General features: G+C 62.3%; 10 protein-coding genes. 4 read left to right on the top strand and 6 right to left on the bottom strand.

Annotated features, from left to right (window positions below):
• Positions 1 to 183: 183 nt before the first annotated feature.
• Complete coding sequence (locus tag J9889_RS19950; RefSeq protein WP_102983722.1) at positions 184 to 360, top strand: hypothetical protein; 177 nt, start codon at positions 184 to 186, stop codon at positions 358 to 360.
• A 742-nt stretch (positions 361 to 1,102) separates the two neighbouring features.
• Here J9889_RS19950 and J9889_RS19945 read toward each other — a convergent pair.
• From J9889_RS19945 to J9889_RS19920, 6 genes are all read right to left on the bottom strand, one after another.
• A complete protein-coding gene (locus tag J9889_RS19945; protein WP_210557840.1) occupies positions 1,103 to 2,836 on the bottom strand; it encodes a methyl-accepting chemotaxis protein in 1,734 nt (577 codons plus the stop codon).
• 57 nt (positions 2,837 to 2,893) lie between these two features.
• Positions 2,894 to 3,904, bottom strand: a complete 1,011-nt coding sequence (mglC, locus tag J9889_RS19940; RefSeq protein ID WP_010676014.1) for a galactose/methyl galactoside ABC transporter permease MglC — start codon at positions 3,902 to 3,904, stop codon at positions 2,894 to 2,896.
• 15 nt (positions 3,905 to 3,919) lie between these two features.
• Positions 3,920 to 5,440 (bottom strand): galactose/methyl galactoside ABC transporter ATP-binding protein MglA, encoded by a 1,521-nt coding sequence (gene mglA / locus J9889_RS19935; protein ID WP_010676015.1) that lies wholly within the window; start codon positions 5,438 to 5,440, stop codon positions 3,920 to 3,922.
• Positions 5,441 to 5,493: 53 nt separating this feature from the next.
• Positions 5,494 to 6,480: a galactose/glucose ABC transporter substrate-binding protein MglB gene (mglB, locus tag J9889_RS19930; RefSeq protein WP_010676016.1), complete on the bottom strand. Its 987-nt coding sequence runs from the start codon at positions 6,478 to 6,480 to the stop codon at positions 5,494 to 5,496.
• Positions 6,481 to 6,699: 219 nt separating this feature from the next.
• Entirely contained in the window at positions 6,700 to 9,774 is a 3,075-nt protein-coding gene (locus J9889_RS19925) for a beta-galactosidase (RefSeq protein WP_210557839.1), read from the bottom strand.
• A 622-nt stretch (positions 9,775 to 10,396) separates the two neighbouring features.
• On the bottom strand, positions 10,397 to 11,401 hold the full coding sequence (locus tag J9889_RS19920; protein ID WP_010676018.1) for a substrate-binding domain-containing protein: 1,005 nt from the start codon (positions 11,399 to 11,401) through the stop codon (positions 10,397 to 10,399).
• 216 nt (positions 11,402 to 11,617) lie between these two features.
• On the opposite strand from J9889_RS19920, the gene galE reads away from it, so the two are divergent.
• Genes galE through galK form a run of 3 tightly spaced genes read left to right on the top strand, consistent with a single transcriptional unit; the run spans position 11,618 to position 14,884 of the window.
• Entirely contained in the window at positions 11,618 to 12,631 is a 1,014-nt protein-coding gene (galE, locus tag J9889_RS19915; RefSeq protein WP_210557837.1) for a UDP-glucose 4-epimerase GalE, read from the top strand.
• A gap of 49 nt (positions 12,632 to 12,680) precedes the next feature.
• Entirely contained in the window at positions 12,681 to 13,739 is a 1,059-nt protein-coding gene (locus J9889_RS19910; RefSeq protein ID WP_210557835.1) for a UDP-glucose--hexose-1-phosphate uridylyltransferase, read from the top strand.
• Entirely contained in the window at positions 13,736 to 14,884 is a 1,149-nt protein-coding gene (gene galK, locus J9889_RS19905) for a galactokinase (RefSeq protein ID WP_202040181.1), read from the top strand. Before J9889_RS19910 ends, galK begins: the two co-directional genes overlap by 4 nt.
• The last annotated feature ends 8 nt before the right edge of the window (positions 14,885 to 14,892 follow it).

Genomic DNA, 14,892 nt, shown 5'->3' with positions numbered 1-14,892 from the left:
TTTTATATGGATATGCATTTTGCACGCATCCTGATGGCGACTTTTTCACCGACCGGAGTGCAACCGGGATTCAAAGTTTTTTCATTAGTTGAATTTTTTCAGTCACCTTGCGCCGATTTCGGGTTCGCCTTAACTCAAAAAGTGATGCTTGTCACATTCGTTCCCGTCACCAAGGAGATAACCATGAAGATCCCGTCGCTGTTTCTGTTCGTCGCCCTGGTCCTGCCCATGACACCGGCCCTGGTGCATGCCCAGGGAGCCCCCGCCATGCCGCTGGTGGTCTGTCACGTTGACCAGGCACCCCAGATGCTGGTACCCGCCTACCTATGCCAATGGTACGGTGGCAGCCAGCACCCCTGACCCTCTCGCCCAAGGGGAGGCGATCTCCTCTTGGGTCATCTCAGCTTTCCCTCCTTTACCTCCTGAATGGGATCCGGACCACGCCACCTGCATCATGCCCGTTGCCCTCCTCCCCCCTCATCTGCGATCGACACTGACCGGCCTCCCCGGATTCTGAACCGCAGTTAAACGCCTTGTGAGACATTCGCCATAGACTGAGTAAGCAAAGTGCCAACAAAAATCTCGCCATAGTCGGAAGATGCGCGTGAAAAAACAGCATGAGAGATCATTAAAACCATGATTTTAAAAAAGATAACTTCATTATCCTTTCGCGGGAAACCAGTTTGAATAAAACGTTTTTCAGCATGTCATTGTCGCCCTGCGCGAAATCCTTATAGTTACTCCTGCACGGACGCAATGAAGTCGGTCAGGAAGACTGGCTGCCAGGGTTGGGCAAATGGACTCACCACAGGATGTGGTAAAGGACACCTCCCAGGACGGAGAAAGTGCGACGGGAACGGATGACTCGTCAGGCCATGATGGCTAAAGGACACCCCAAAGGATTGGGAAGGGGAAACCTAAAGGAAGAGGTATAGTCAGGGATTGCAGGGAGCAACTTCGTTCAAGGATATGAGCGATAAGACTATCGGGGGCGACGCAAGTCGCCCCCATCTTTTTTGGGTATTTTTCACGTCTGCCCGCTGATGGGTCACCCCGACCACGGCATTGCTGGCCAGGGTAACCGGGACTCGCCCAGCCGGCGCTATTCCAGCCGGAAGTGCCCCACTATCTCCCGCAGCCTGTCATAGGTACGCTGCATGGCGTTCGAGCTGTCCACGGTGCGCTCGCCATTCCCCTTGAGCTGGGTGATCACCTCGGCGATGGCACTCATGTTGCGATTGATCTCCTCGGCAACGGCACTCTGCTCCTCCGCGGCCGTGGCGATATGGCTGATGAGATCGTTGATCTCCACCACTTCTCCCGCCATCAGATCCAGTGACGCATTCACCTTGCTGGTGTTTTCCGCCGCATCCTGGCAGCTCTGTCGGGTGTTGCCCATGGCGGCCACCACGGTCTGGGTGCCCCGTTGCAGCCGGGTCAGCATGGTCTGGATCTCGGCAGTGCTCTTCTGGGTGCGTCCCGCCAGAGAGCGCACTTCGTCCGCCACCACCGCAAACCCCCGCCCCTGCTCACCAGCCCGGGCTGCCTCGATGGCAGCGTTGAGGGCCAGCAGGTTGGTCTGCTCTGCGATGCCACCGATGACCCCGAGAATCGAGCCTATCTGCTGCACATCCTGCTGCATGGCTTCGATGGAGTGTGCCGTGGCCTCCACCTCCGTCACCAGCGCAGTGACGCTGGCCATGGCCTGATCCACCACCTGACGCGACTGGTTGGCCAGTTGCTGGCTCTGGCCGGTCAGCTGGGCAGTATTGGCCGCGCTCTCCGATACCGAGACGGCAGTACGGCTCATCTCGTTGATAGCGGTGACCACCTGTTCGGTCTCCCGCACATGCTCGGCCAGCAGGCCCTGGGCCGACCCCGTCTGCCTCGCCAATGCCGATATCCCTTCATTGAGCTGGCCGCTCGCTTGTCTCACCTCCCCCATCATGCCCTGCAACTGCTCGATGAAACGGTTGATGCCCGCCGAGATCTGGCCGAGATCATCCTTGCTGGTCACCGTGAGCCGGCGGGTCAGATCCCCATTGCCCTGGGAGAGCTCCTGTACCAGGTCGCGCAGGGAGAGGATGGGTCTATAGGCCAGATTGAGGGCCACCATGGAGAGGGCCAGTACCAGCGCCGCCACCCCGAGCAGGGCCAGGGTGATCTTGCCGTTGAGCGCCTGGGTCATGGCCCGGATATAGTCGAGATCCACATAACCGGTCAGGGTCCACTCGCTGCCGCGAATATCCAGCTTGTTGGGGCGGCTCTCGCTCTCTCCCTGGGGCTTGCTGCTGTAGAGCACCTGTCCCTGACTGTCGGTGAGGGAGAAGTAACGCCCTTCCCCGCTTACCTTGGTCAGCAGCGTCTTGAACTCGCTCATGTCGAGGTAGTAGAGGTAGGCTGAGTCTGCACCGCGCGGCACCAGGATGGAGATGACTGGTTTGCCGTCCAGCTGCTCCAGCGGGCTGACGGTGATCTGGTTGTTGGCGGCGGGGATCAGCTTGCGCAGGGCATCAACCCTAGCCTTGTCGTCGATGATCCCGTTCGCGTCGAATGCCATGTCGCCAATGAGCTTGACGATGTTGTGAAAGCCGGTCTCCTGCAGCGCCTTCTTGACGCTGGTCACCCCGAGGTTGAGGTTGGCGGCCAGCAGCACCTTCTGGTTGATGTCACCCGCCAGCTTCTCCCTGACCAGGGTGATCTGCTCGTTGATGTTCTGGGTGGCCTGGGTGCGGATGTAGCCGCTGATGAAATGGTTGACGCTGAACCAGGCGGTACCGATGGTGACCAGAATGGCGAGCAGCAACAGTACGTTGATTTTGACTTTGAATGCCATGGTATGGGTCCCTCCAAAGAGAAAGGGCCGGGATGACCCGGCCCTCCCTGCCAATGCTTACTTCTTCTTGGCGTACTTCATGGAGTCCAGGGCTACCGCCAGGATGATGATGCCGCCCTTGATGATGAACTGCCAGTAAGGGCTGACACCGATGTAGGTCAAACCATAGTTGATCAGCGTGAAGATAAGTACGCCGGTGATCACACCCGCGACAGTTCCCACACCGCCGGCAAACGAAACGCCCCCCACCACGCAGGCCGCGATGGCATCCAGCTCGTACATGAAGCCGAGGTTGTTGGTGGCACTGCCGATCCGCCCCGCTTCCAGCATGCCGCCGAAGGCGTAGAAGACACCGGCCAGGGCATAGATGACCACCAGGTTGACGGCGACGTTGACGCCGGACACCTTGGCCGCTTCCGGGTTGCCACCGATGGCGAAGATGTTCTTACCAAAGCGGGTCTTGTTCCACAGCACCCAGACGAAGACGCTGGCGATGGCCGCATAGAAGGTCAGGTACGAGAGCTTGAACCCACCAATCCGGATGAAGCCCTGCGCAAAGTTGGAGAAGCGAGGATCAAACCCGGCTACCGGAGAAGCCCCCACGGAGTCGAAATAGAGGGAGTTGATGCCGTAAACGATGATCATGGTGCCCAGGGTGGTGATGAAGGGCGTCACGTTCAGGTAGGCGACGATCAGGCCGTTGACCAGACCAATCAGGGCGCCCACCACGCACACCAGCAGGATCACCGCCGGAATGGGCACCTCCCCCAGGGTGGGGAAGACCTTGTTGACGTTGGTCAGGGCCTGCAGCATGGTGGCCGCGATCAGCGCTGCCAGGCCGACCTGGCGACCGGCCGACAGGTCAGTACCCTGGGTGATGATGATGCCCGCCACCCCGAGGGCAATGATGACCCGTACCGAGGACTGGGTCAGGATGTTGCTGAGGTTGGTGAGGCTGAGGAAGGAGGGCTCCTTGATCACGATGATCATGAGCAACACCAGCAACACCACATAGATGCCGTTCTCTTTGAGCGCCTGCATCAGATTGAAATTTTTAGCCGACTCCATAATGTCTTCCTGTCTTTATAGGTACAGAGATGCCAGGCGCAGGATCTCGCTCTGGTCAGTTTCTTTGGTGTTGACGATCCCCGCGACCCGGCCATTGCTCATGACCATGATGCGGTCCGTGATGCCGAGCAGTTCCGGCATTTCGGAGGAGATGATGACGATGCCCTTGTCCTTCTTCGCCAGCTCCAGGATGAGCTGGTAGATCTCGAACTTGGCGCCGACGTCGATACCCCGGGTCGGTTCATCCAGCATCAGGATCTCGGGCTGGGTCAGCAGCCAGCGACCGATGATCACCTTCTGCTGGTTGCCACCGGAGAGGGAGCCGATCTGGGTCTGCTGGGTCGGTGTCTTGACCCGCATGGAGTCGATGACCCACTGGGTATCGCTCTTCATCTTGTTGTCGCTGAGCAGCCCCATGGATCCCTTGTAGTTGTCCATGTTGGCGATCAGGGAGTTGAAGGCGATGTCGAGGCGTGAATAGATCCCGGTGGAGCGGCGCTCCTCGGTCACCAGGGCGAAGCCGTTCTGGATCGCCTCGTGGGCGTTGTGGTTCGCCACCTCTTTGCCGTGCAGCTTGATGGTCCCTTCGCTGCGATCGCGGATGCCGAACAGGGTCTCCACGATGTCGGTGCGCTTGGCCCCCACCAGACCGGCGATGCCGAGGATCTCCCCCTTGTGCAGGTTGAAGGTCACGTCCTTGATGGAAGGCTGGTTCTTGGCCGTCAGGTGCTCGACCTCGAGGATCACCTCTTTGGGCTGGTTGGTTTTTTCCGGGAAGCGCTGGGTGAGCTCGCGGCCGACCATCATGCCGATGATCTGATCCATGGTCATGCCCTTGAGGGGCTGGGTCGCCACCCACTGGCCATCCCGCAATATGGTGATCTCGTCACAGAGCTGGAAGATCTCTTCCATCTTGTGGGAGATGTAGACGATGCCGCACCCCTTCTCCTTGAGCTTGTTGATGATCTTGAAGAGGTGGTTGACCTCTTTCTCGGTCAGGGAGGAGGTGGGTTCGTCCATGATGACGATCTTGGCGTCATAGGAGAATGCCTTGGCAATCTCGATCATCTGCATCTGGGAAACCGACAGGGTGCCGACCTTGACCCTGGGGTCGATGTCGATGTCCAGCTCCTCGAAGATATGCTTGGTGTCCTGATACATCTTGCCGTGGTCGACAAACAGTCCCTTGGTGGGATAGCGGCCGAGCCACATGTTGTCCATCACGGTGCGTTGCAGTACCAGGTTCAGCTCCTGGTGCACCATGGAAACGCCATTCTCCAGCGCCTCTTTGGACGAGGTGAAGTTGATCTCCTGTCCCTTGAAGAAGATCTTGCCCTGATCCTTCTCGTAGATGCCGAACAGGCACTTGAGCAGCGTGGACTTCCCTGCGCCATTCTCGCCCATCAACGCATGCACAGAATGAGGACGGACCCGTAAATTGACATTATCGAGTGCCTTGACGCCAGGAAAGCTCTTACTGACGTCAATCATCTCCAACAGCCATTCTGATTGTTGCCGTGTTGTCATATCAGCCATCACATCTGGTTGAAAAGAGGGCAAGGGGATCTCCCTTGCCCTGAGGGGAGGAATTACTCGAATTGGGACAGGTTGTCTTTGTCTACGCCCACGTAGGCAACGCGGACGACCTTGTTGTCGATCTTCCAGTTGGTGCCTTCACCGGCCGGCTTGCCTTCGGCCAGGTTCTTGGTCAGCTCGAAGGTGGCCTTGGCCTGGTTGGCCGCATCGTTCAGCACGGTACCGGCCATGGCACCGCTCTTGACCATGGCCAGGGCTTCCGGCAGGGCGTCAACACCGAACACCGGGATGGCGGTCTTGCCCTGGGCCTTCAGGGATTCCACGGCGCCCATCGCCATGCCGTCGTTGTTGGCGATGACCACTTCGATCTTGTTGGCGTTCGGACCGGAGATCCAGGCGTCCATCTTGTCCTTGGCCATGGCGGTATCCCACATACCGGTATCCATGTGCAGCTGCTCGGTCTTGATGCCGCCATCGTTCAAGGTCTTGACGACGTAGGTGGTGCGGGCTTCCGCATCCGGGTGGCCAGGCTCACCCTTGAGCAGCACGAACTGGATGACGCCATCCTTGTTCAGATCCCACTCGGGGTGCGCTTTCCAGTGCTTGGCGATCAGCTGGCCCTGAATGATTCCGGACTCCTTGGAGTCGGTGCCAACGTAGTAGGCCTTGTCATAGCTGGCCAGGTCGGCCGCGCTCGGCTCCTTGTTGTAGAAGACCACGGGGATCTCGTCCGCACGGGCTTTCTCAATCACGACAGGGGCCGCCGCCGGGTCAACCAGGTTGATGGCCAGGGCCTTCACGCCCTTGGCCAGCAGTACGTCGATCTGGTCGTTCTGCTTGGACTGGTCGTTCTGGGAGTCGTTCATCAGCAGTTCCACACCCGGGGTGGCCGCCGCTTCTTTCTCGATGGCCTTGCGCACCACGGCCATGAAGTTGTCGTCGTACTTGTAGACGGTGACCCCGATACGGGTATCGGCCTGGGCTTGGGCTCCCGCCATCAGTCCCATCAGCAAGGTGGCAACTGTCGTGAGTTTTTTCATTGTTATGCTCCGATCTCTATCTGTTTTTTGTAGGGAATGCTGTACACCGTTTGAGCTGGCGCCAGCCTAATGTAATCAGTTTGTTGTGAGGCGGTCTGTGATCCTGGCAACAAAATGAAAACGTTTACACTCTGTTACATAGCCGTAATATTGTTAAAAATTAAATAGTTACGTGAGAAACCGCCTTTGGATCTCGCCATCTCCCGACGGCGGGTCCGGCTAGCTCAGACGGCAGTGCCAGTGATAACGCCCCGGCAACAGCCAGAACTCGGGCCGCACGCTCTGGCTCCAGGAGTCGTCGCCTCCGACCCCCATGTGGAAGCCATCGAGGCACAGGTGCGTGCCCCCCAGGGCCACCAGATCGGTCTGGTGACGGGCTTCGGCCAGCTGCTGCTGACTGTAGCGGCTGACGCTGAAGTGGAAGCGCCCCTCCACCGCCAGATCCCCCAGTTGCAGTGCGCGGGTATCGCAGCGCAGTCCGTTGTCGGTCGGGAAGACATAAGGGGTGTGCAACGCCTCGATGGGCAATTGCCAGCGACCGAGATCGGCGGCGAGCCGGCGATCCGGGTAATTCTCGTGGGGGCCAAGCCCCAGCCAGCTCACCGGGGCACCTTCGGCCGGTTCATCGGCCAGCCAGAGCCGGGCACCGATGCGCGGCAGGGAGGGCATGTCGGCGGCCACCTCCACCTCGATGGCGAGGTGCATGGCGCCCTCCCCGTCCATCCTGTGATGCCAGCGGGTCAGGATCTTCGGCTCGTCACCCACGAAGTAGCCGTGGTGCGCCGTGATGAGGCCCAGCTCCGGACTCGCCTCCAGGCCGAGACAGCGGTGCTGCAGATCATTGAGTCCGGCCTCCTGCCAGCGGGCAATCCAGGCGTTGGGATCGGCGTGATCCGCCTCGCTGGTGCCGATATCGTTGTCGAGCGGCGCCCGATAGAAGTGATCGGCGATGGCGTCGCGCAGCCGCTCGCGGCCCTGCTTCTGCCAGCTGACGATGCGACCACTGGCCTTGTCGAGCTGCCACAGGGAATCTGCGGCGCCAAGCACCCAGTGATCGCGCTGCTCGGTCAGGCTGACCGCCGGGCAGGCCGACGGCAGCGCCAGGGGCGCGGGCAACAGGCATTGCTGGCGAGCCACCTCGTGACCCGCTCCGGCCCAGGCCGTGGCGGTGGGCTGCACGATGGCGAGATCCAGCCAGGCGAGCGCCCCCGGCGCAAAGGCCGGCAGTTGCTCCAGCAGGGTCAGCGTCACGCTCCCCCGGGGGGCCAGCTCGAGCGGGCATTCACCTTGGCTCACCACCACGCCGTCTTCACACAGACGCCACTGCAGGCGTTCGTTGTCCGTCTCGCGGAACAGGTATTCGCTGCGGATCTCCACCGTCAGCGGCTGGCGACCCTGCAGGGTCAGAACAAAGGGCTGCTGGGCACGCCGGGCTTCAAACAGGGAGGGATGGGGGGTGCGATCGGGGAACAGCAGGCCGTTGCAGCAGAACTGGCGATCGTTGGGAGTGTCGCCGAAATCGCCACCATAGGCCCAGAAATGGCGGCCATCGTCGGTCTGCTTGTCCAGCCCCTGATCGACCCAATCCCAGACAAACCCACCCTGCAGCCGCGGATGATCGCGAAATGCCTGCCAGTAATGGGCATAGCCCCCCAGGCTGTTGCCCATGGCGTGGGCGTATTCGCACAGGATCAGCGGCCGGGTCTCTTCCGGCAGGCCGATCCACTTGGCCAGCGCCCACTTGGGCACCGCCGGGAAGGGTTGATCCTGGTGGGTACGGGCATACATGGGGCAGATGATGTCGGTGGCCGGGGTGTCGGCCCCGCCCCCTTCGTACTGCACCGGGCGGCTGGGATCCGCCCCCTTCACCCAGCGATACATGGCGTCGTGGGCCGGACCATAACCGGATTCGTTCCCCAGGGACCAGATGATGATGCAGGGGTGGTTGAAGTCCCTGGCCACCATGCGGGTGACCCGCTCCAGGAAGGCGTTGCTCCAGGCGGGATCCCGCGCCAGCCGCCCCATGGGGGTCATGCCGTGGGTCTCCAGGTTCGCCTCGTCCACCACATAGAGGCCGAGCCGGTCGCACAGGCGATAGAGCTCGGGGTGATTGGGATAGTGGGAGCAGCGCACCGCGTTGAAGTTGTGCCGCTTCATCAGCAGCAGATCCTGCTCCATGTCGGCCGGGGTCACCACGTGACCCGTGGCGGGATGGTGTTCATGGCGATTGGCACCACGAATGAGCAGGGGTTGGCCGTTGACCCGCAGCAGGCCGCCACGGATCTCCACCGCCCGAAAGCCCACGTCATGGGCCTCGCTCTCGAGGACGCTTCCCTGCTCGTCCAGCAGGGTCAGGGTGAGGCGATAGAGGTGCGGGGTCTCGGCGCTCCACTTGTGTGGGGCCGTTACCGTCAGCCACAACTCGGCGCGATCGTCATACACCCCTTTCTCGTCGATGGCCTGGGTGCCAATCTGCTGGCGCAGGGTCGCAACCCGCTCGTCGCCATCATAGAGGTTGGCCTCCACCGACAGACCGGCTCCGTTGGCCGCCTGCAATTCAACCTTGAGGCGGGCATCCCGGTAGCAGGCGTCGAGCTCGGGCGTCACCCGGATATCCATCAGATGACGGGCCGGTTTGTGCAGCAGGCTGACGGAGCGGAAGATGCCGCTCATGCGCCACATGTCCTGATCTTCCAGATAGGAGCCGTCAGACCAGCGCAGCACCAGGACGGCGAGGCGGTTGGCCCCGGCCTGAAGGAAGGGGGTCAGATCGAATTCCGCCGGCAGCCGGCTGTCCTGGGAGTAACCGACCCAGCGGCCGTTGCAGAAGAGGTGAAACGCGCTGTCCACTCCGTCGAAGATGATCCGGGTCTGCCCCTCGGCCAGCCAGTCCGCAGCAACGGTGAACTCGCGGGAGTAGCAACCGGTGGGATTCTCGGCAGGCACCCGGGGCGGGTCGCAGGGAAAGGGGTACTTGATGTTGGTGTAGATGGGCACATCCGTGACGGGTCGCGCCCCCGGATAGGCCGCAGCCAGTTGCCAGTTGCCCGGCACCTTGATGGGGCAGGCATCCGGCAGATCCTCCACCAGCCACTGCTCCGGCACCCGCTCCGGGGCCTCGAACCAGGAGAACTGCCACTCGCCGTCCAGCAGCAGGCGGGAAGGTGACAACCCCCCTATCCTGGCTTCCCCTTCACTGCGCCAACTGGACAAGGGGGTATGGGCTGGCAACCGGTTCACGGCGGTGATCCCCTGGGTCTGCCAATCCTGACGGGCCACTATCTCCCTGAGCATGCTTCACTTCTCCCTGCATTCACGCTGAAAACCACTGCAGTGTAGGAGAGTTTTGCCCGGTGATCGGCGATCCCGCTCACACAGATGTAAACGATTACACTCATTTTGTTAAGTAAAACGGAGTAAAAATCGGATAAATCCGGGTAAATGACCCCATGGGGGAAAAAGCGGACCTTCGGAAGGGCAGAAGATGCCCGGGAGTGTGAAACCGGGAGGCAATGGCCGAACCAGCGGAGCAAGCCATGGCAAAGACCCGACATCGCGCCCCCTCGCCTCAACCCGGTTCCGGGCACACAGCCCGGCCTCTCGAAGGAGTGTGCAGAGACCACGATCGCCCCTGCCCGGCGCAGAGAAAGCCATGGCAGGCGTCTGGCAGGATCTGGCCGGAAGTGAGGCTCGGCAGACCGGGGGAGAGGGGCTCGTGACAGACGAGCGGGAAGAACTGGCGAGTTCGGCAGGCAGGGAGCGTGAGGGGACGGTTCTCACTCCTCAGACAGTCCTTTATGGTCTGCGCTAGCCATGCTCTGAGCTACCTATCGTCTGAGCTATGGGGGCGCTTTATATGCTGCAGTACGGGTTCGCCAGGTGCAGCGCTTGCGCCGACGGGGCGCAAGCGCTGCGATCAGGACCTGACGGGAGCGACCGAATGGCGGTTGATCAGGGTGGGGGTATAGATGCGGCTCTGCACCGATTCGCTCTCCCCTGCGGCGAGTTGCAGCGCCAGCTTGGCCGCCTGGGCCGCCATCAGCTCGATGGGATAGCGCATGGTGGAGAGCTTGGGCCTCAGGTATCTGGCGTAGATGATGTCATCGAAGCCCACCACAGACACCTCTTCCGGCACCTTGAGGCCGTTGTCCGCCAGCACAGAGATGGCCCCTGCCGCCATGGCGTCGTTGTAGGCCACCACCGCCGTGATGGGCAACCCCTTGGCCAGCAGGTTGAGCATGGCGCGCTCGCCCCCCTCTTCATTGGGCATGCCGCTCTCCACCAGCTCGGGATCGGCGAAGACCTCCGCCTCCGCCAGGGCATCCTGATAGCCCTGGTGGCGCAACAGCGCATCCTCGATGGCGTGATCCGAGCTCAGGAAGGCGATATGGCGGTGGCCGAGATCCAGCAGATGACGGGTGGCGGTCGCCGCACCCTGGCGGTTGTTGAGGGCGATGCAGCGCCCCCTCAGACTCGGAATGTCGCGGTTGATCAGCACCATGCCGGGGGCGCGCAGGGCGTAGTCGACCAGCTCCTCGTCGCCGAGCGCCTTGCTGTGCACCACCAGTGCCTCGCAGCGTTTACCGATGAGCAGCTCGATGGCCTCCCGCTCCTGCTGGGCGCGGTGAAAACCATTACCCATCAACAGATGCAAGCCCTGCTCCACCGCCACCGCCGCGACCCCTTTGACCAGGGCGCCGAAGAAAGGATCCGCCACGTCCCCCACCACCACTCCCATGGTGTCACAGGTCTGGCTGACCAGGGCCCGCGCGTTGGCGTTGGGGGTATAGCCCAGCTCGGCCATGGCCTTCAGCACCACCTCGCGGGAGGCGGCACTGGCCTTGGGTGAGTTGTTCATCACCCGTGAAACCGTTGCCACTGACACATTGGCCAAACGGGCGACATCCTTGATGGTGCTCATTCTGTTTTCACTTATTTCACGCTGCAACTGGCCGCATTATACCGTTCAATGTCACTGATAACAGGGGGAAAAATCAGAACTTGCCACATTGGTCGATGAAAACAAGTGTAATCGTTTACACATATTTGTTAAGCAGCTCACAGTTTGCCCGTCAGCCCCTCGGCTAGACTCCTGCTCAGGCTTTCCTGATGCGAGGAGTTGAGGGTGGAACAACGGATGAAAGTACTGGTCACCGGCGGTTGCGGCTACATCGGCAGCCACACCTGTCTGGCCTTGCAGGCCGCAGGCATGGAGCCCGTGGTGGTGGACAACCTCTGCAACAGCAAGGCGGGCGTCCTGACCCGTGTCGCCGCCATCAGCGGGCGCGAGCCCCGCTTCTACGAAGGGGACATCCGTGACCCGACCCTGCTGGATCGCATCTTCAGGGAGCAGCACATCGACGCCGTGATCCACTTCGCCGCCCTCAAGGCGGTCGGCGAGTCGACCCGCATCCCGCTGGACTACTACGAGAACAACCTGAGCGGCACCCTGGTATTGCTGCAGGCGATGAAACGGGCCGGGGTACGCAATCTGGTGTTCAGCTCGTCGGCCACCGTCTACGGCGATCCCGCCAGCACCCCGATCCGGGAGGATTTCCCCCGCAGCGCCACCAACCCATACGGCCGATCCAAGCTGATCATCGAGGAGATCCTCGAGGATCTGCAGCGGGCCGAGCCCCACTGGAGCATGACCCTGCTGCGCTATTTCAATCCCGTCGGCGCCCACGAGTCCGGCACCCTGGGGGAGGATCCCCAGGGCATCCCCAACAATCTGATGCCGTTTTTGACCCAGGTCGCCATCGGCCGGCGCGACTGCCTCTCGGTCTTTGGTAACGATTACCCAACCATCGACGGCACCGGGGTGCGCGACTACATCCATGTGATGGATCTCGCCGAAGGGCACGTCAAGGCTCTGGAACACTGCGCCGGACGGGGCGGTGTCCACGCCTACAACCTGGGCACGGGCCAGGGCCAGAGCGTGTTGCAGATGGTCGCGGCGTTCGAGGCCGCCTGCGGCCGGCCCCTTCCCTACCGGATCGAGCCACGGCGCCCCGGCGACATCGCCGAGTGCTGGGCCGATCCCGCCAAGGCCGCTCGGGAACTGGACTGGCACGCCAGCCGGGATCTCGCCGCCATGTGCGCCGACAGCTGGCGCTGGCAGTCCGCCAACCCCAATGGTTACGAGGCGTAGGCCCTGGCCTGCGCCTTCGGATGTATTCAACTCACACACTGGAGTGATGATGTTCAACCCCGTTGATCACCCCCACCGCCGCTTCAACCCGCTCACCGGCCAGTACGTGCTGGTCTCCCCTCACAGGGCCAAGCGCCCCTGGCAAGGCCAGGTCGAGAAGGTGAGCCAGGCGCCGAGCCAGGCCCATGATCCCGACTGCTTCCTCTGTGCGGGCAACACCCGGGTGACCGGCGATATCAACCCCGACTATCAGGGCACCTTCGTCTTTACCAACGACTTCGCCGCCCTGATGCAGGACACCCCGGCCGCTGACGCGGCGCCGGATCCCCTGCTGAAGCTGGAAGCCGCCCGGGGCACCAGCCGGGTCATCTGCTTCTCGCCGGATCACGGCAAGACCCTGCCCGAGCTGCCCCTGCCTGCCATCGAGCAGGTGATCACCACCTGGATGGACCAGGTGGCCGAGCTCTCTGACCAGTGGGAATGGGTGCAAGTCTTTGAAAACAAGGGCGCCGTCATGGGCTGCTCCAACCCGCACCCTCACGGCCAGCTCTGGGGCAGCGACTTCCTGCCCAACGAGATTGCCCGGGAAGAGGCGCACCAGCGCGCCTGGCTGGCCGAACACGGCCGCCCCCTGCTGCTGGACTATGTGGAGCGGGAGCTGGCGGATCGCTCCCGCATCGTGGTGGAGACCGCCCACTGGCTGGCGGTGGTGCCCTTCTGGGCGGCCTGGCCGTTCGAGACCCTGCTGCTGCCCAAGGCCCATGTCCCCTCCATGCTGGATCTCACCGGGGAGCAGCAACAGGATCTGGCCATCGCGCTCAAGGAGCTCACCAGCCGCTACGACAACCTGTTCCAGTGCAGCTTCCCCTACTCCATGGGCTGGCACTTCGCCCCGCCCCGTTCCGACTGCCCCGAGGCGTGGCAACTGCACGCCCACTTCTATCCGCCCCTGCTGCGCTCCGCCACGGTGCGCAAATTCATGGTGGGCTTCGAGATGCTGGCCGAAACCCAGCGCGATCTCACCCCGGAACAGGCGGCGGAACGGCTGCGCGCCCTCAGTCCCATCCACTACAACGACCAGAACCAGTCCAACGAGGAGGCCCTATGACCCCGAGCCAGCGCGTCAGCGCCGTGTTTGCCGAGCAGTTTGAGCAACAACCCGACCTGCTGGTACGGGCTCCAGGCCGCGTCAACCTCATTGGCGAGCACACCGACTACAACGACGGCTTCGTGCTGCCCTGCGCCATCGACTACGAGACCTGCGTCGCCATCGGCCTGCGCGGCGACAACCTGGTCGAAGTGATCGCCGCCGACTACGACAACCAGCGCGATCGGTTCAGTCTCGATCAACCCATCGAGCACCACCCCAGCCAGCGCTGGAGCGACTACATCCGCGGCGTGGTCAAACACCTGCAGGCACGGGGCCACGCCCTGCACGGCCTCAATCTGGTGGTCTCCGGCAACGTGCCCCAGGGGACGGGTCTCTCCTCCTCCGCTTCCCTGGAGGTGGCCATCGGCCAGGCCTTCAAGGAGGCCCAGGGGCTGGCCATCAGCCAGGCGGAAATCGCCCTCAACGGCCAGCAGGCGGAGAACCAGTTCGTCGGCTGCAACTGCGGCATCATGGATCAGATGATCTCCGCGAGCGGCAAGCAGGATCACGCCCTGCTGCTCGATTGCCGCTCCCTGGAGACCCGGCTCATCCCCATGCCCACCGATCTGGCGGTGCTCATCGTCAACTCCAACGTGCGCCGCGGCCTGGTGGACAGCGAATACAACACCCGTCGCCAGCAGTGCGAAACCGCCGCCCGTCACTACGGGGTCAAAGCCCTGCGGGATCTTGACCTGGCCACGCTGGAAGCGGGCAAGGCCGGTCTGGACGAGGCCTGCTATCGCCGTGCCCGCCACGTGGTCGGCGAGAACGCCCGCACTCTGGCGGCGGCCGATGCGCTGGCACAGGGCGATCTGGTGCGCCTCGGCGAGCTGATGGGCCAGTCCCACGCCGCCATGCGGGATGACTTCGAGATCACCGTGCCCCCCATCGACGGCCTGGTGGAGATCATCAAGGCCCGGATCGGCAGCGAAGGCGGTGTGCGCATGACCGGCGGCGGTTTTGGCGGCTGCGTGGTCGCCCTGCTGCGCCCCGAGAAGGTGGCCGAGGTGATCGCCGTGGTGGAGGCGGAATACCCGGCCCGTTTCGGCCTCAAGGCGGACTGCTACGTCTGCCGTGCCAGCGCAGGGGCCGGCAGACTGTAACGCACGCC

Source organism: Aeromonas sp. PrichA-15, from assembly GCF_017939245.1.
Classification (GTDB): Bacteria; Pseudomonadota; Gammaproteobacteria; order Enterobacterales; family Aeromonadaceae; genus Aeromonas; species Aeromonas caviae.
Note: the sequence above shows the minus strand (reverse complement) of the source record. Positions and strands in the feature narration are given on the sequence as shown.